At 33.4% G+C, this 17462-nt stretch carries 16 protein-coding genes, 3 tRNA genes, 1 rRNA gene and 1 pseudogene; 16 read left to right on the forward strand and 5 right to left on the reverse strand.

The genetic code is table 11. From position 1 onward, the window contains the following. Positions 1–227 (reverse strand): annotated as a pseudogene (locus tag AS157_RS01545) (hypothetical protein); the annotation flags it as partial. 116 nt (positions 228–343) lie between these two features. On the opposite strand from AS157_RS01545, the gene AS157_RS01550 reads away from it, so the two are divergent. Next, positions 344–432, forward strand: a tRNA-Leu gene (locus AS157_RS01550). Positions 433–479: 47 nt separating this feature from the next. Here the strand turns inward: AS157_RS01550 and AS157_RS01555 are convergent. Next, on the reverse strand, positions 480–1274 hold the full coding sequence (locus AS157_RS01555; protein ID WP_077289104.1) for a flagellin: 795 nt from the start codon (positions 1272–1274) through the stop codon (positions 480–482). A 171-nt stretch (positions 1275–1445) separates the two neighbouring features. On the opposite strand from AS157_RS01555, the gene AS157_RS01560 reads away from it, so the two are divergent. From AS157_RS01560 to AS157_RS01615, 14 genes are all read left to right on the forward strand, one after another. After that, positions 1446–2834 (forward strand): GGDEF domain-containing protein, encoded by a 1389-nt coding sequence (locus tag AS157_RS01560; protein ID WP_143611751.1) that lies wholly within the window; start codon positions 1446–1448, stop codon positions 2832–2834. A gap of 101 nt (positions 2835–2935) precedes the next feature. Next, a complete protein-coding gene (locus AS157_RS01565) occupies positions 2936–4372 on the forward strand; it encodes an NAD(P)/FAD-dependent oxidoreductase (RefSeq protein ID WP_077289102.1) in 1437 nt (478 codons plus the stop codon). Beyond that, entirely contained in the window at positions 4369–5595 is a 1227-nt protein-coding gene (locus AS157_RS01570; protein ID WP_077289101.1) for an NAD(P)/FAD-dependent oxidoreductase, read from the forward strand. Before AS157_RS01565 ends, AS157_RS01570 begins: the two co-directional genes overlap by 4 nt. Next, positions 5582–5947: a DUF1667 domain-containing protein gene (locus tag AS157_RS01575; RefSeq protein WP_231450303.1), complete on the forward strand. Its 366-nt coding sequence runs from the start codon at positions 5582–5584 to the stop codon at positions 5945–5947. The genes AS157_RS01570 and AS157_RS01575 overlap by 14 nt, the downstream gene beginning before the upstream one ends. A gap of 19 nt (positions 5948–5966) precedes the next feature. Beyond that, positions 5967–7433, forward strand: coding sequence for a glycerol kinase GlpK (glpK, locus tag AS157_RS01580; RefSeq protein WP_214494947.1), 1467 nt, complete (start codon positions 5967–5969; stop codon positions 7431–7433). Positions 7434–7435: 2 nt separating this feature from the next. Then, positions 7436–7987: a glycerol-3-phosphate responsive antiterminator gene (locus AS157_RS01585; RefSeq protein ID WP_077289099.1), complete on the forward strand. Its 552-nt coding sequence runs from the start codon at positions 7436–7438 to the stop codon at positions 7985–7987. A 290-nt stretch (positions 7988–8277) separates the two neighbouring features. Beyond that, positions 8278–8739, forward strand: a complete 462-nt coding sequence (locus AS157_RS01590) for a hypothetical protein (protein ID WP_077289098.1) — start codon at positions 8278–8280, stop codon at positions 8737–8739. Positions 8740–8800: 61 nt separating this feature from the next. Then, entirely contained in the window at positions 8801–9070 is a 270-nt protein-coding gene (locus tag AS157_RS09425) for a hypothetical protein (protein ID WP_143611750.1), read from the forward strand. 76 nt (positions 9071–9146) lie between these two features. Continuing rightward, entirely contained in the window at positions 9147–10352 is a 1206-nt protein-coding gene (locus tag AS157_RS01595; protein ID WP_231450301.1) for a single stranded DNA-binding domain-containing protein, read from the forward strand. Positions 10353–10398: 46 nt separating this feature from the next. After that, positions 10399–10866 carry a thermonuclease family protein gene (locus AS157_RS09430; protein WP_231450298.1) on the forward strand — a complete coding sequence of 156 codons (468 nt, stop codon included), beginning with the start codon at positions 10399–10401 and terminating at the stop codon, positions 10864–10866. 32 nt (positions 10867–10898) lie between these two features. Further along, the gene (locus AS157_RS09435) at positions 10899–11171 is read left to right on the forward strand and encodes a hypothetical protein (protein WP_231450296.1); all 273 of its coding nucleotides are present in this window, start codon (positions 10899–10901) and stop codon (positions 11169–11171) included. A gap of 56 nt (positions 11172–11227) precedes the next feature. Then, positions 11228–11317 (forward strand) — tRNA-Ser (locus tag AS157_RS01605). A 45-nt stretch (positions 11318–11362) separates the two neighbouring features. Then, positions 11363–11439, forward strand: a tRNA-Arg gene (locus AS157_RS01610). Positions 11440–11580: 141 nt separating this feature from the next. Continuing rightward, positions 11581–11970: a hypothetical protein gene (locus tag AS157_RS01615; protein WP_077289097.1), complete on the forward strand. Its 390-nt coding sequence runs from the start codon at positions 11581–11583 to the stop codon at positions 11968–11970. Positions 11971–12077: 107 nt separating this feature from the next. Here AS157_RS01615 and AS157_RS01620 read toward each other — a convergent pair whose 3' ends face one another. Genes AS157_RS01620 through AS157_RS01630 form a run of 3 tightly spaced genes read right to left on the reverse strand, consistent with a single transcriptional unit; the run spans position 12078 to position 17039 of the window. Further along, positions 12078–14567 (reverse strand): adenosylcobalamin-dependent ribonucleoside-diphosphate reductase, encoded by a 2490-nt coding sequence (locus AS157_RS01620; protein WP_077289096.1) that lies wholly within the window; start codon positions 14565–14567, stop codon positions 12078–12080. After that, positions 14549–15082: a 4Fe-4S cluster-binding domain-containing protein gene (locus AS157_RS01625; RefSeq protein ID WP_077289105.1), complete on the reverse strand. Its 534-nt coding sequence runs from the start codon at positions 15080–15082 to the stop codon at positions 14549–14551. Before AS157_RS01625 ends, AS157_RS01620 begins: the two co-directional genes overlap by 19 nt. A gap of 10 nt (positions 15083–15092) precedes the next feature. Further along, entirely contained in the window at positions 15093–17039 is a 1947-nt protein-coding gene (locus tag AS157_RS01630) for an anaerobic ribonucleoside-triphosphate reductase (RefSeq protein WP_077289095.1), read from the reverse strand. Positions 17040–17390: 351 nt separating this feature from the next. Between AS157_RS01630 and AS157_RS01635 the strand changes: the two genes are divergently transcribed. Next, positions 17391–17462 (forward strand): 16S ribosomal RNA (locus tag AS157_RS01635); the annotation flags it as partial.

Genomic DNA, 17462 nt, shown 5'->3' on the forward strand with positions numbered 1-17462 from the left:
AGATCTCTAAGAGATGGAACTCTCTTAAAGTATAATGCACCCATTTCTAATGTCTCTCTAAACGAAAGAGCAAACAGTTCTTTTAAAACTGCTAAGGAAAGAATTAGTGCGTCTGGGTATTTCTTAGGTCTACCTTTGGAGGTAGATTTTTGAGGAAGTTGTGGTAAAATATTGTTGTAAAATTTTTTAACAAGTTTGAGTATTTTCTTTATGTTAGTTCTTCTCATATCAGGGGAGATTATATCATCTCCCCTTTTATTTTTGAACCACTTCCTCTTATTTTTGAAACACTCCCAAGATTTATTGACATTGCTTTAATATATGTTAAAATATTTAATGCAATGCCGAGGTGGCGGAATTGGGAGACGCGGTTGACTCAAAATCAACTGGGGTTGACGCCCCATGCGGGTTCGAGTCCCGCCCTCGGCACCAAAAACAAAAGAGCCGGAAGCATCCGGCTCTTTTTTAATTTTTCCGAGTCATCCAAGAAGTCTTAATACAGACCAAGCAGATACATTTGACTGGGTGGAGAGTGAGAGAAGGTTTTGGGTTAATATATTATTTTTAGTTATTTCCAGCAACGTTTTTGCTATGTCTGTATCGTGTATTATACTTGCACTTGATGTAATATTCTCAAGAGCACTTGCTGCAACAGAGCCGTGTTGTTTTAGAGAATTTATATGTGTGCCTATTTTGCTCCTTATATTTGATATATTAGAAGTAATATCATCTATTTTCTTTAATGTGCTTTGCGCATTTTCCACACTTAGTAAGTTTGAACCTTCAAGCGTTGTAGGGGTTACATCTGGAATTGTTATACTTTCCGATTTTCCATTTGGATTTATGGTAATTTTTAGATTCTCAATTTCACCATTTAAAAGCTGTTTGTTATTAAATTGGGTATTTTTAATCGTATCATTAATCTGATTTAACAACTGATTGTATTCCTCGTTTAGAGCGGAACGTTCGTTTTCTGTCAATGTTCCATTTGAGGCCTGCACTGCAAGTTCCCTCATTCTTTGTAGATTCTCTTGGATTGACGAAAGTGAAGAATCTGCCAAATTTAACATATCTACACCACTATAGATATTTTCAATTACTTTTCCATATCCTTCTATTTGGCTTTTCATCCTTTCATATATTGTTGCTCCTGAAATATCCGATGTAAGAAGCTTTTGTGCACCACTTACTTCAGCTAGGTTTGATCTGTTTTGGTTTTGAATTGATAAAAGCCGGTGGGTGATCCACAAATTGATGTTGTTGTTTATTCTCATTTTTTCACCCCCTTCCCGTATGATTTTGACTAAAATTGATATTATTTTGTTCTATGATATAATGTCTTGGGGGGAAATAATATTAAAAAGGTAATCTATAGCGTATTTTTAGCATTAGCTTTGTATTTTTTAATTTCTTTTTTGTTAAATATTTCTCCACCAAAAGAGAGAATGGATTTAAACTTTGACATTTCTCTTCCTTTTTATGATGCGACTGGAAAGGTAAGGAGTATTACTTTAAATGCCCACTTTAAAGATGTGGGATATGATACCTTAATAATTAACCGGGTTTCTGGGAATATGATAAAAGTATACCTAAATGGAGAACTTGTATATAAATTCGGTGATTTAACTGCTAATATTTGGAATAAAATTTTTAAAATAAACTTGAAAAATTTAAAAGAGGAAAATGATCTAATTATTGAGATTTTTGGAATATACGATGTGGGTTTGGCAAATATCCCATTTCTAACAAATTACAAAATAGCAACAAGGTATGTTATATACAAGGAGTTTTTCAAAGAAAAATTTGTTTATATTTCAATTGGTATAAGCTTGATTTCGGCTATTGTTTCGTGGATTTTTGGAAGTTCTATTAAAGATAGAAATTTGAAAATTTCGTACTTAAGTTTTGGAATTTTTTTACTTTTTACCGCTTTGCATCTTTTTCATTTCGGTGTACGTGAAACTACGTTTAACCCAAACTTTTACCTTATGTTTTTAAAGATAATCTCTCTTGCAACGTATAGTTCTATAGTTTTTTACATATACGCTGTTGAAGTGTATAAAAGGAATTTTTTCGCTTCAAAATGGGTAGTTTACGTATTTGTACCTATTTTATTTTTAGTTTCTATGTCGTATGATTTTATTTTTTATGTGAAAATAACGCAAATTTCAAATATTATTATGATTTTCTTTTTAATATATGCCGTTATTAGAGTGTTTTATTTAAAAGTTGAGGGGTTGTACTTTTCTTCTGTTTTTTCCGCAATATCTGTTATCCATACAATTATTTTGTTGTTTTATCCTTCTGTAAGGGAATTGCTTACAGGATATGCATTTTCAGCATCTGCAATTTCCGTTATCATTATGATTTCTAGAGATTTTAAAAGAGTAGTATTAGAACATAGTTTTTTAACGGAAGAAGTGTTAACTGATCCTTTAACCGGGGCATACAATAGAAAGATAATTGATAAGTTGAGACCCGGTGGGTATTTTATTTTAATAGATTTGAACGATTTTAAGGGGCTAAATGACAGATATGGACACGAATATGGGGATAGGGTACTAAAAGATTTTTCCAAGATAGTTGTAGAAAATTTACCAAAAAAGGATTATTTTATAAGACTTGGTGGGGATGAATTTGCTATAATAACGTATTTTGAGAATCCAAAAGATTTAGTAGAAAAGGTTAGACTACAGGTGAAACGTAAAATGAATTTGGATTTTTCCTACGGTATTTCACGGTATAGTCAATTTGAGAGGGCGTATAAAAAAGCAGACGAAAAATTATACAAAATGAAAAGGCAAAAATCGTTAAAATATAAAAATAAAATGTGATATAATTTAAATAGAAAGTTAATAGATTTTAGGCAGGAGAATAGGAGATGCCATATACCACATATGTGGTATATGGCTCTTTTTGTTATGGAGGTGTTATTATGAAAGTCTTTATTGTAGGTGCAGGCATTTCGGGTAGTCTTATAGCTAGAGAACTTTCAAAGTATGATGTTGAAGTACATATTGTCGAGAAAGCACCTGATATTGGTTGGGGTGTTACAAAGGCAAATTCTGCGATAGTACATGGAGGATACGATGATCCACCGGGATCAGTTCGGGCAATGTTTGCAGCATATGGAAACAAGATTTACGATGAATTATCAGAGGAGTTGGATTTTAGTTTTAAACGTGTGGGATCATTGGTTGTGGCGTTTAAAGAAGAAGATGTAGAGTATTTAAAAGAGTTAAAAAAGCAAGGAAGAGAGAACAAAGTAGAAGACTTGGAAATCTTGGAAAAAACTGAATTAAAGAAGAAAGAGCCAAATTTAAGTGATAAAGTCATTGCCGCTTTGTGGTGTCCCACTGCAGGTATAACTGAGCCGTGGGATGTGGCGATGGCTGCAATTGAAAATGCAGTTGAAAACGGTGCTATGCTACACCTTGGTGAAAGTGTAAAAGATATTGTAGTAAAAGATGGGAAAGTTTCAAAAATTATTACGGATAAGGCAGAGTATAAAGTTGATGTGATAATAAATGCAGCGGGATTGTTTGCAGATGAAATTGCAAAGATGGTGAAAGTTGCAAATTTTGAAATATTTCCCAGAAAAGGAGAATATATATTATTAGACAAAAAATTAAAAGGACTTGTAAATAGTGTTGTCTTTCCAACACCTACTAAAAAATCAAAAGGAATACTTGTTGTACCAACGGTAGATGGTGGAATCTTGTTAGGTCCTAACGCAGTTGATCTACCAAAGGAGAAGAAGTACGATTTATCAACGACAAGGGACGGGTTAGATGAGGTATATGTGAAATCAAAAAAATTGGTACCAAAGATTGATATTTCATATACAATAAAAACATTTGCGGGTTTAAGACCCGAGACAAAGGAGAAAGACTTTATTATTGGGCCTACAAAGGTTTGGGGATTTGTAAATGTTGCGGGTATAAGATCCCCAGGGCTTACTGCTGCACCTGCAATAGCTAAATATGTAGTGGAAAAGATTTTCCCAGAAGACCTAAAGATTAATTTACAAAGAAAAAAACATTTTAATCCTTATAGAAAGAAGATACCGAATATAAAAGAGGTTGGATTAGAAGAATGGGAAAAGTTGGTAAAAAAAGATCCAAGATTTGGAAGAACAGTATGCTTTTGTAATAATGTTTCAGAAGGAGAAATAGTAGAGGCGATTAGAAGGGGCGCAAGAACTTTGGACGGTGTTAAATTTAGAACTAGGGCATCTTTTGGAAGATGCCAAGGAGGTTTTTGTAGTTTGAAGATTATGGAAATAATCTCTAGAGAGTTAAATATCCCCATAGAAGAAATAAAATTAAATTATGAAAAATCCTGGATAATGGATGGCAAGGTGAGAGTATGAGAAGAGAAAAGGTGGATGTGTTAATCGTAGGTGGTGGTGCAGCAGGCCTTGCTGCTGCAATTTCGGCTACAAAAGAAGGTGTTAAAACTGTATTGTTGGAACGTGATAGGAGTACTGGAGGTGTTTTAAACCAATGTATACACAATGGTTTTGGATTACACGTTTACAAAGAAGAACTAACTGGTCCAGAGTTTATGGAAAGAATGTGGGATGAATTAAAGGAAGATGTTATACGCCCTAATTACACGGTTTTGGAGATAAAACCAAAGACAAGAGAAGTTGTGACTTTATCTGAAGAGGGATTAGTTATTTTTGAAGTAAAGGCCCTTGTTATGGCAACTGGAGCAAGAGAAAGACCTCTTAGTTCCTTGCAAATACCTGGCTCAAGGGTAGCTGGTGTATACACTGCAGGTGTGGCACAGAAAATGGTGAATATTTATAACAGATTGCCAGGTAGAAAAGTTTTAATTGTGGGATCAGGTGATATAGGACTTATTATGGCAAGAAGGTTGAAAATAGAGGGAATGGATGTTGTAGGTGTAGTGGAAATTATGCCAGAACCAGGTGGACTTATTAGAAATGTTGTACAATGTTTGGAGGATTTTAAAATACCACTTTGGTTGAGTCATACAGTAGTTGAAATTCATGGGGATCAGAGACTTAATGCGGTAACTATTGCAAAAGTAGATGAAAATAAAAAGCCTATACCAGGTACGGAAAGAAGAATCAAAGTAGATACGTTGGTTACTTCGGTGGGATTAATCCCACAGAATGAGTTAATAGAAGGGTTTGTTGAAATGGATCTCATAAATAGAGGTCCTATAATAGATGAATTTATGAGAACTAGTATTAAGTGGATATTTGCAGCGGGAAATAACGTGGCTATCCATGATCTTGTAGACTTTGTATACGAAGAGGGAAAAATAGCAGGGTATTATGCGGCACTAATTTCAAAAGGCGAAAGATTACCAAATTCAGATAAAAGGTTTTTAAGGGGGCAAAATGTAGGAGTATTACTTCCGCAAAGATTTTCACAAGAAAAATCTTTCAAAATTTATTTAAGGCCTCTAAAGAGCTTTAAGAAATCCATTTTAAAGTTTGATGATAAAGTAATAAGGAAATTTAATTGGCGGATTAGACCAAGTGAGATGATAGATTTAGTTGTAAAGGATTTTAACAATTTTGGTCCAAATGTCACCGTGGAGGTGAATGAAATTGATTAAAAAATTGACATGTATATCGTGTCCTATTGGTTGTGAGTTGACGGTATTTGTAAATGGTGAAATAAAAGTTGAGGGTAATCGTTGCCCAAGGGGGTTGGAATATGCAAAAAATGAGGTTACTAATCCAAAAAGAATACTTACTATTAGTGTAAAAGTTGAAGATGGGGTAATGGAACTTGTTTCTGCAAAAACTGATAAACCAATTCCAAAGAAAATGTTGCATGAGATAATAGAATATATTAAAGGTTTGAAAATAAAAGCTCCAGTAAAACGAGGTGATATAATAATTAATGATATATTGTCAACGGGCGCAAATCTTGTTGCCACACGAACAGTGTTAAAAAAGGATTGAAAAAGCAAGGGGGGATATGGTGTTCATATTGGCACTTGATCAAGGAACTACAAGTTCCAGAGCTATTTTGTTCGATGAAAATGGGAAAGATGTTTTTGTGAAAAACAAAGAGTATAGGCAAATTTATCCAAGGCCGGGATGGGTAGAACATGATCCATTTGATATTCTAAATTCACAAATAGAAGTGGCAAAGTTGGCAGTTGATACAGTAGGTGTGGAAAATATAGCGGCAATAGGTATTACCAACCAAAGAGAAACAACTATTTTGTGGGATAAAAGAACGGGGAAGCCTGTGTATAACGCAATTGTTTGGCAGTGTAGGAGAACAGCTGAAATTTGTGATGATTTAAAAGAAAAAGGATATGAAAAATTAATTAAGGAAAAAACGGGATTAGTAGTTGATGCGTATTTTTCTGGAACAAAAATCAAGTGGATTTTAGATAACGTTGAAGGAGTAAAAGAAGACGCAAAAAGAGGTAATATTTTATTTGGAACAGTAGATTCTTGGCTTATTTGGAATTTAACAGGTGGAAGAGTACACGTTATCGACTACTCTAATGCATCGAGAACTATGTTGTTTAATATTAATACGTTACAGTGGGATGAAGAGATTTTGGAAATATTAGATATTCCAAAAAGTATTTTACCAACACCTGTACCATCTAGCATGGTGTACGGATATACGGATATTTTTGGTGGGAAAATTCCAATTGCTGGTGATGCAGGGGATCAACAGGCATCGCTTTTTGGTCAGACGTGCTTTGATAAAGGGATGATAAAGAACACATATGGTACGGGTTGTTTTATATTAATGAACACAGGAGAAAAACCTTATTATTCCAATTCTGGATTGCTTACAACAATTGCTTGGGGTGTTGACGGAAAGGTAGAATATGCACTTGAAGGAAGTATTTTTATAGCAGGAGCTGCTGTACAATGGTTAAGGGATAACTTAAAACTTATTGATGCTGCATACGAAACTGAAGAAATTGCCATGTCTGTGCCTGATTCAGGAGAACTTTATTTTGTCCCTGCTATGGTAGGACTTGGTGCACCGTATTGGGATATGTATGCAAGGGGACTTTTAATTGGAATAACACGTGGTACAACAAAAGCACATATTGTTAGAGCAGTACTTGAATCTATAGCGTATCAAACTAGAGACGTTCTTGAGGTTATGGCAAAAGAATCTGGGATAAATATGGGGACTTTGAGAGTAGATGGAGGAGCATCTAACAATAACTTTTTAATGCAATTTCAGGCGGATATCCTTGGTATTCCTGTTGAAAGGCCGCAAATTACCGAGACAACGGCATTAGGTGCCGCATATCTTGCAGGACTTGCAACTGGTGTATGGAAAAGTAAAGAAGAAATAAAGTGGAATCTGGACAAAAGATTTTTGCCACTGATTGAAGAAGAAAAAAGAGAAAATATGTATAAAAAATGGAAAGAAGCAGTTAAAAGATCCATGAAATGGAGTGAGTAATATTGCATCCATTTGTATACCCAATAGTCCCTGCAATAAGAGATTTAAGAGCTGTTGAAAGAATTATTCCCACACCTGTTTCTTCGGTTTTTTTGTTAGAGGGAGATATTTTTAAAATAAAGAATGCAACTAAAATATTAAAAGAAAGCGGTAAAATCGTTTTTGTACATTTGGATCTTGTAAGTGGTTTGGGCAGAGATGAGGCAAGTGTGAAACTTGTCAAGGAGTTTGTTGGCGCAGATGGAATAATTACTACAAGGTCAAACCTTATTGTTATCGCAAGTAAATTAGGGTTAATGACTGTTCAAAGGATATTTTTGATAGATTCTAAAGCGGTAGAAACGGGAATCCAACAAATAAAAAAACACAAAGTTAATTTTGTTGAAGTTTTACCAGGACTTATTCCAGAATTTATAAAGTACATAAAAGAAAATATAGAACAACCAATTATTTCAGGAGGACTTGTGAGTAAAAAAAATCAAGTTAAAAAAATACTAGATGCAGGAGCAATAGCTGTATCTACCAGTAAAGAAGAATTGTGGGATATGTTTTAGAATTTTGAAAAGTTAAGAAAGTGTTATGTAATAATTTTGCTAAGCTTTATACAAAGGAGGGATTTATGAAGAAATATGTAGGGGTAATTTTGGGTGTTATATTGGTTTTTGTCTTATTTAGTGGATGTTTACAACAAAATCTTCCACAAGGTTGAGAAGAAGTTGTTTTAACAGGTATTGCAGGTGCTAAGCTAGATTATCTTTTAAATGATACATCTTCTGCGACTGTAACAGGTATACTTGTTTATAAATATAATTATTATGGAATATTAAGTGATGCAACTTCTGGGATGTACATCAAGGATATTTCTTCAGCAGGCTTAAATGTAGGTGATAAAGTAACAGTTACAGGAACGTTGTATAAAGATACTTATAATGGAAATTTAAGGATGAAGAATGTTACAGTGGTTTCAACTGAGACAGCTAGTGAATGTGAACCTGCAGTTTTAAATATAAAGCTTGATAATTCTTGGTTATTTGATGCTACTGGCAATACGGCAGATGCAACTGCCCTTGCGTTGTGGAATTATAGGTTTGTAACGGCAAAAGGTACATTAACTTCTTTAGATACCACTGGTAAAAAATTTGAATTTGAATATCCAGTAGATTCTGGAACTGCAACAGTTACAGTGTATACATATACAGCTGTAAGCACATGTGAAAATGCACCTGCAACGGTAACGGGATATCTTGCAGGATATAAGTATGAATGGCAAATTTATCCAAGAACAGCAGAAGATATAGAATTTTAAATTTTTTAAATTAATAAAATTTTGGGGCCGTAAAGGCCCTATTTTTCTCGGAGGTGAAATTGTGAAAAGGATTTTGATTTCTTTAGTTTTGTTTTTTTCTATTCTTTCTTTTTCGGGAAATTTTTCTCTTTCTATTTTAAATTTAACTACAATGGGCTTAGATGATGGCGTGATTGATTACTTTCCCATACTTTACATTACATACCAACCGTTTGATTTTTTGGCATTTAAAGTTACTGATTATTTAGAACTTTCCCATGATTCTTGGAATTTGGGAACATACTCGATTTTCAAGCCAAGGTATTATTATCTTGAGGGTATTTGGTTATGATGTAAAACTGGATGTTCTAAAGACAAGGTTGAAAAAAAGTCAAACGGAAAAGCTAGAGGGTTTGAGGGTTGGTGGATTGAAATTTGATTATTATGGTGCAGGTTTAGATGTTAGAATGGGAAAAATAAATCTTGGAGCGGCATATGATTTAGATCTAGGGAGTGTTGCAGGATATGTCCAGGCTGATTTGTTTGGTTTTAAATTAGGTGGCTACTATGAAACAAAATATGATCAAATTTCATTGGATGTAAGTAGAAGCTTTGATTTAGGTAATTTTTCAATTTTGGCTTGGACAGCTTTGTCGGCTAAATCATCTGATATTGCTAATTTTTCGTATTTGGTGGGTGGAAGGGTAAACCTTAATAATTTAACATTAAGTACACAATTTTTAAGTTTAGGTGCTAATAGATACGATGCAGATTTTCAAACCGGTGATCCAAATGATGTTGCGTTTTTGCCAAATGCATGGGCATATTATTTGGATGTTGATTATACTTTAAACGATTATGTTTTAGGTGTGTTTTTAAGGTATAACAGTGTTTGGGCATCAGATCCAAATTATTTGCCGTTGTATGGTTTGAAATTGGCATATAAAGATTTTACTTTAAAAGTGGGAAATGGAGATTTAGAAAGCAACATAGCAGGAGAACAAAAGATAATAGCAGAGCTTAATTATTTCTACAGCCTCGAGTTTGACAAATTATTCTCGTTTAATTCTAAGCTTGTTACTCCAGTTGAGGAAAAAAAGAAGGGATTTAATTCTATAATGGATGTAATACTTGGAGAAGAAGGAAAAAGCTTTGTAGTTAAAGGTATAGTTACTTCTCCAAAAGATCTTTTGGGAAAAGGTAGCTTTTATATACAAGATGAAACTGCAGGATTAATGATTTATTCTCCAGTATTAGGAGGAGATTTAAACGTAGGAGATGTTGTGGTGATTTCTGGGAAGAGTAAATTGTGGAATGGTGTGATTGAATTGGTTGCAAATAATGTTGAAAAAGTTGGCAGTGCAAAAGTTATTCCAGATGTTTTAACAAGTTTGTCCAAGACATTTATTTCTGCATTTGTGTATGTCGAGGGAGTAGTAAAAGAAAAAAATAAGTATAACTTTAAAGTTGACACAGGGGATTTTATTATAAAGGTGTATTTGAAAAAGGGTACAAATATAGACATATCAAATTTAAATGTTGGTCAAAGGGTGAAGGTACAAGGTATTTTAGCTGTTTACAAGGGCGAGTATGAAATTTTACCTAGATGGCAGGAAGATATTGAAATAAAGTAGTTTTAATACGCGCCGCATTTGCGGCGTATTTTAGGAGGTAAGGTTAATGGATGTAAAAAGGCTGTTTTTGTATGCTTTTTTAGTTTCTTTGATTTTAACTTCTTGTGTTAATTTGGATGTAATTAATCTAGACGAAAAAAGTGGAGTTTTAGTTAGTAATGTTGTTGACGGAGATACATTTCATACAGCGAGGGATAAAGTGAGGATTATTGGTATTGATACTCCAGAAGTCCATAAAAGTAGTAAACCTGTAGGTGAGTTTGGAGTACAAGCAAAACAGTTTTTAGAAGATTTTGTAAAAAAGTATGAAATTTATTTGAAAGAAAAGGGAAAAGATAGATACGGTAGAGTCTTAGCATATGTATTTGGAAAATCAAAAGATAAAACGTATTTTTACGAAGAAGAAATTTTAAAAGCAGGTCTTGCAAGGCCATTAATATATTTTGAAAATGCTGATCCAGAATTAACTTCCAGAATTGTTAGTGCGTACAATTATGCTTTTGAAAAAAAGTAGGGATTTTTTCAAAATGGAGTACAACACCTATTTTGAAAAAATCAAGTAATTACAAATCATACATTGGAAATATAGTATTTCTTGAGGGAAAAGTTAGTAATGTACACCAGAGTGGTAGAATATGGGAAATATATGGCGATTGGTTTACAATTAAAATAAGGGAAGAAGAATATGATTATTTTTTCAAAGACTACAACTTGTATGATTTAAAAGATAAAATTGTAAGATTTTACGGTGAACTTTGGGATGATGGTGAAAAGCCTATAATTCTATTGAGAAGTCCAAATGAAATAGTAGTACTTTAGATTTTTTTTACTTGACATCTAAATGAAATTAAGTTAAAATCTATACGTGATAAAATGGAGAGGTGGCCGAGTGGTCGAAGGCGCTTGCCTGCTAAGCAAGTGTGGGATTTTTCCCACCGAGGGTTCGAATCCCTCCCTCTCCGCCAGGTTTTTGGGGGATGTATTCCCCCATTTTTAAATTAAAGGGAGTTGTGCCCGTAGCTCAATTGGATAGAGCGTCAGACTGCGGATCTGAAGGTTGGGAGTTCGAATCTCCCCGGGCACGCCAAAAATGCAAGGCTTTTTGCCTTGCATTTTTTTTTTGAATTTTTCCATGTTTTTGAATTTTTTTTATTTTATTTTTGTTAAAATAACTTATTGGAAGTGATTCCAAAAATTTAGCTTATTAAAAGGTAGGAATGGAATACTTTTGGGATATAACTTTAGTATTTTTGATGCAGATATGGAATTGTACGGTGGATACTTTTTCAATTTAGGAGAATTGGGATTTTATTGTGAGACGAAATCAAATGATTGGAATACAACGTTGCAATACTTCAAAAATAAATTTGCTATGGATTTAAGTCTATTCAATTTGGAGCTTGTAACAGACTTTTCCATGACAGATTTGAATTATAATATTTCAATGTATATACCAGTTGTGAAGAATTACAAAATTTTTGGAGGATACAGTCACACAAATTTATCTGATAAATACAATTTTGGGTTGCTGTATGATAATGAATATAACCTTGGTTTAAAAATTAGATTGGAAAATTCCAATATTTATTTTGATATTTTTGGAAAAGTTGTGTTTTAACGTTCTAATATTGGATAAAATTCCTTCGGTTGCAAACATAGCCAATTAATTTTTATATGTAGATTTTTCGTAAAGAAATATAAAAGCTCCCAAAAGGGAGCTTTTATTTAACTACATTTACTCCAGCCACATTTTTTGCAGCTCATACAACCCTCTTGTTTGATAATACTATTTTTAGATAGACATGAAGGGCAATATACATTTCCATTTTCATCTACATAATATCCTTCACTCCACTCTAGGTCATTTGCCATTACAAATTTTTCTACCTCTTCTGCCGTTTTTATCGTTCCATCTATTACAAAAACTTCGTCATCTTGGATTTCTGTGTTTCCCCAAAGTTCTATAAAGTCATCTATGGCTTTTTTGATTTCCTCTGCTAATCCATTTGTGTATTTTCCATTAACTTTTTGAAGTTGTTCAAGAATTTCTTCAATTGACACCCCTGCTCTTAAAGCAATAGACGATAATCTTCCTATAGATTCTGCAAGCTCGGTTCCATTTGAGAGGAATATTTCCACAGCTTCACCGCTGTCATCAAAAGAAACGGTAATGTAAGTAGTATTTTCCAGTGATTTGTATTTTCTCGTTACACTACGTAGCGTATTTTTACGTGGTTTTGGTCTAAGTTTATGTTTTTCATCTAAGAGGAAAAATTGTACTTTTGGTGCATCTTTTGTCTTTACATGTTTGGCAGATGTTAATACCTGTGTTTGTAGTGATCCGTCTCTGTATATTGTAAGTCCTCTTACGTTTAATCTAAACGCTTCAAGGTAAATATTTAATACATCTTCTTCAGTTGCTGTTGATGGCATGTTAATAGTCTTTGATATATTGTTATCTGTATATCTTTGAAAGGCATCTTGCATTAAAAGATGGTCCATTGGGGAAATATCCATAGCTGTCACAAAAACTCTTTTTATTTCTTCAGGAACGTCAAGTTGTTGTAGAGAACCTTTTTCAATTAATTTATCTCTTATCTTTTCAAGTACTGATGAATCTAACTTTTCTTCAAGTACCCTATTAACGTAAAATAAAGCTTCTTTATTGCCATCATGCTTATTCATATACCTAACGTATGCAAGTAAGAAATTTGGTTCAAGTCCGCTACTTGTATCTGCTATATTTGAGATAGATCCCGTTGGAGCAATAGTTAATACTGCAACGTTTCTTTTTCCATGTTTAGATTCTTTCATAACGTTTTTAATTTCATCATCGTATTTGCTTAATCCCATTGCAAATGGTACAAATCCATCTTCGGTGTAAAATCTACTTTTTTCAAATAATGGAAAGTTTCCTTTTTCCCTTCCCAGTTTATTTGATTCATCATGACTATGGAGTGCAATGAATCCCATTAAATCAACAGCGATCTTTCTTCCTTCTTCTGAATTGTAAGGGATATTTAATTTATATAGCAAATCTGCAAACCCCATTATCCCTAGTCCAAGTCTTCTGCTTTCTCTGACGGCTTTGGTAATTTTTTCAAGTGGAAATACGTTAACGTCAATTACGTCATCTAAAAATCTTACGGCAAGTCTTGCGGTTTTTTCCAACGCTTTCCAATCTATTTCACCATTTTCATTTGCAAATTTTGCAACATCTATTGATCCAAGATTACACGCCTCATACGGTGCAAGTCCAATTTCACCACATGGGTTGGTAGAAATAATTTCTTTTTCTGGATAAAGTGGATAGTATTTGTTCATTTCATGTAAAAATGCAAGTCCTGGGTCACCTGTTTTCCATGCATTTTTAGCTATTTTTTCTAATATATACCTTGCTTTTATGCTTTTTTTATTGTTAAATTTTGGATGAGTTAGAATTATTTCTTTATCATCATTGTACAACTTTAGAAATTCTTCCTTCTCAAAGGGAATTCCCACTGAAATATTGAAATACTTTAACACTTTTTCTCCGTCATTATTTTCTTTTGCTGCTATAAACTCTTCAATATCAGGATGATTAATGTTTAAAATTCCCATCAAAGCGCCGCGTCTTTTATATCCTTGTTCTACTACTCCAATTGCAGAGTTAAAAACGTGCATGAAAGAGATAGGACCGGATGCTTGGCCATGTGTGCCTGCAACAAAACTTCCTTTGGGTCTTAAACTAGAAAAGTTTGAACCAATCCCGCCACCAGCTTTTGTAATTAAAGCATATTCTTTTACGGCTTCAAATATACCTTCAATACTATCTTCAACAGGAACTACAAAACAAGCAGATAACATGTGAAGGTGATTTCTTGTATTGTAAATTTCCTCGTAATCTTCCAATGTTATATTTTCAATAGGTTTCCACAAAAGTTCTGGTCTTACTCCCATGCCCGCATTGAAAAGTGTTGGACTGTTTGGAATAAAGATTCTAGATTTGAGCATTTTGTAGAATGTTTCTTCATATTCTTTTACTTTATCCAAATTTTTGTTGTAGAGAATTTCAGATGTAGCTACAACCCTTGCAACTCTTCTGCAAACTTCTTCCCATTTTGTTTCCAAAAACTCCCCTTCCATATTTTTATAAAAGTACCTTTCTGAAAGTATTTTGTAGGCGTTTTTTGATGGTTTAATGTCTAACCATCTGTTTAATACGTCTTCATACACGTCTTTCTCCTCCTTGAAAATTTCACATATTTTTGATTTTTAGATGCGGGAAATAGTAAGTTGCCGTTTTCATCAATGTTTCTTTTATCGTGCTCATATGGCCCTAATATGCCTTCATCCATATATGTGATGTAATTGCGTAGATTTTGAGTCTCAATATCTTCTAGTGTGCGCCATGTATATATGGTGTTGACTATTTTATCTGAGAATTCTTCTTTTAAGGCTTTTGATATTTCAAAGACGGCTTTTCTATTGTATGGTGCAAGTGGTTCTCCACCCAAATACACAACTGCTAATTTGTCATATGAATCAATGATAGCGTTAATTTTCTCTTTTAGCCGTCTTATTAGAGCCTCAACATCATATTCAAACCCTTTAAAAGGTTCCCATGTATCTTTGTTATGACAAAAAGGACATTTTGGATGTTTATCACATCCTTGAAAATATATAGATAATGCGAAATATTTGGGGTGATCAATTGTGTTAAAAAATACTCTATTTACATACACTTTCATTTTTTCACCTTCATACATTATAGAATTTTCTTTCTTTGTATTCATATTTTCTCCTTACTTTGTTGAACGAAGAATATGGTACTAGATATCCTACTATTCTAAGGTATTCTTCGACTTTTTCTTTTCCACATATTGGACATTTATTTCCTATAAATGCATGACCATTTTCACACGTACTTATCTTTTGGTTAAACGCAAAATACATAACATTCATTTTTGCAATGGCATTTACTAATTTCCAGGATTCTTCTTCGTTTTTTAAAGGTGTTCCAAGGTTGATGTGTAGAATTGCTCCTCCTGATACTTTTTTGTCAAATTTACCGGAATATCCAGCCCTGTTCATCATATCTGTTTCCGCTGTAAGTGGGATCCATTGATTTGAATAAAGTTTATATGGTTGTTTGTCTTTACCATAAATATAACTATCCTTTTCAGCTAAAACAATAGCAGCCTTTTCAGCGGGGACTTGTTCAATGTTAAATGTGAATTTGTATTTTTTAAACCCATCTTCTGCCATTTTTCTTATAGTGTCAAGAATTTCTTCTACAAAGTTTTCTCCTTCTTTTGTATACTCAAGTCCTTCGGGCGTTACCGCGGTTAGTTCCATAAAGTCTGCTGCTTCCCATACTCCTGTAATTCCAATAGTCCCGTATTGTCTTTCAAGTTTCATAAGTCCTATTGAGTATAACGGAAGTACCCCTTGAGCGATTCTTTCTTCTAGTATTTTTCTAATAACATAAAGGGTTTTTTGAACGATATCTACTCTTTCCTTTAAAATTTCAAAGAATTTTTTTCTATTACCGTTTGCTTCAAGCGCAATTCTCGGTAAATTAATTGTAATAACTTTAAATGACCCTATGTTTAGATCAGAACCACCTATTGAATTTGCCATACCTGTTAGTTTTGGTTCATCTTCATCTAAAGAAAGAGATAACTTCAAATCTTTGGTAGATGATGTTAAGCGACAGCAAGAAGCAACAGCATCAACTGAATCTGAGATGTACCAATTTGTGTCTTGCCATTTCATATTAATTTTGTTTATAAATCTTGCTGAATCTTCGTCTACAAATTTTCCGTCTTTGTACAAAAGTGTGGCAGTTAGCACGGGGAATGTAAACATTTGTCTTTCCCTTTCTTTGGCTACCCATTCCCAGTAATGTTTTTGAAGGTTAATAATATCTTCTACATGATCTGTTATATACGTTCCATCTGGATACTTTTCCCCTTCAAATATCGCTTTTATATAATTCCTGTCGAGATACGTAAAATTCGTGTAAGGACTTTGGTTTGTTCTAATTGGTTGATTAAATGAATAAGTTAAAATTTGAAAATGTTGTTCTATATACCACTTTGTTTTGTCTTTTGGTATAACTCCGTCTTTTAAGTCTTTTTTTATGTAATACCACATCCATACAAAGAAATCTGGTAATCCAACAGCGCCAGAAGATTGATTTGAAGCAAACATAACAAATTGAATAACATGTTGAATAAACGTGCTAAGGTGCTTTGCTGGTGTGGATTGGATAGTATCTATAAATGGTAATCCTTTTTCCACAATGGGTTTTAGGGTGTAGGCAAAACAATATGGCATAAATGCCGCGTGATGCGCATCATGCAGGTATATGGCACCGTTGATTTGATATTCTAGAAATTTGTCAGCATAGTCTCTTCCAAAATGTTTTTTTAATTCTTTCCAAATGACATAGAGAGAATTTAACTTCGTGAAAGGTTTGTATATTTCAGTAAAATATGTACCAATGTGTTTTGATCTAACATTTGCATTTGAATCAATAGAAATATCTCCTACAAGTTCAGATTGGAAAAATGTTTTATTAAATTTGTCAATATCAAGATGGGAGCCAAGACCTTCAAGTTCTAAGATATATTCCCCATATTTATTTTCAAATTCACGTAGTTTTCTATCAAAATCTATTGAAAAACCAAAATTAATGAACATAAAATCCCCCCCGTTTTGTATTTATTGTATTTATAATTGGTATTTGAAATCATATTATACCACAATATATTGTGTATTAGTTGCTTTACATACACAATATATTGTGTATTAAGATTCTAAAACAACGGATAACAAAACTTTAAAAGTATTCCAAAATAGGGTATTTTTATAAAAAAAAGAAACTTAAAACACCTGGATAAGTGTAAAAGACGTTACAAAGAATAAAAGAAAATGTTAAAAACATGAAATTGACGGTTTGGAATAAGTATGGTAAATTAGAAGACGCGAGGTTGAGGAGGTCATTGAAAAATAGATAGCAGCTCTGCGGATAAGAAGGACAAGCTCTAGATAGACATGGAGGGTTTGATCCTGGCTCAGGGTGAACGCTGGCGGCGTGCCTTACACATGCAAGTCGAGCGAAGC

It is taken from the genome of Thermosipho sp. 1244 (genome assembly GCF_018588215.1).
In the GTDB taxonomy this organism is placed as follows: domain Bacteria; phylum Thermotogota; class Thermotogae; order Thermotogales; family Fervidobacteriaceae; genus Thermosipho; species Thermosipho affectus.

Excerpts from the sequence above, each read along its gene's own strand:
- AS157_RS01555 (WP_077289104.1), bottom strand. The coding sequence starts at position 1,274 with ATGAGAATAAACAACAACATCAATTTGTGGATCACCCACCGGCTTTTA.
- AS157_RS01560 (WP_143611751.1), top strand. The coding sequence starts at position 1,446 with ATGGATTTAAACTTTGACATTTCTCTTCCTTTTTATGATGCGACTGGA.
- AS157_RS01565 (WP_077289102.1), top strand. The coding sequence starts at position 2,936 with ATGAAAGTCTTTATTGTAGGTGCAGGCATTTCGGGTAGTCTTATAGCT.
- AS157_RS01570 (WP_077289101.1), top strand. The coding sequence starts at position 4,369 with ATGAGAAGAGAAAAGGTGGATGTGTTAATCGTAGGTGGTGGTGCAGCA.
- AS157_RS01575 (WP_231450303.1), top strand. The coding sequence starts at position 5,582 with ATGAAATTGATTAAAAAATTGACATGTATATCGTGTCCTATTGGTTGT.
- AS157_RS01590 (WP_077289098.1), top strand. The coding sequence starts at position 8,278 with ATGTACATCAAGGATATTTCTTCAGCAGGCTTAAATGTAGGTGATAAA.
- AS157_RS09430 (WP_231450298.1), top strand. The coding sequence starts at position 10,399 with ATGGATGTAAAAAGGCTGTTTTTGTATGCTTTTTTAGTTTCTTTGATT.
- AS157_RS01625 (WP_077289105.1), bottom strand. The coding sequence starts at position 15,082 with ATGAAAGTGTATGTAAATAGAGTATTTTTTAACACAATTGATCACCCC.
- AS157_RS01630 (WP_077289095.1), bottom strand. The coding sequence starts at position 17,039 with ATGTTCATTAATTTTGGTTTTTCAATAGATTTTGATAGAAAACTACGT.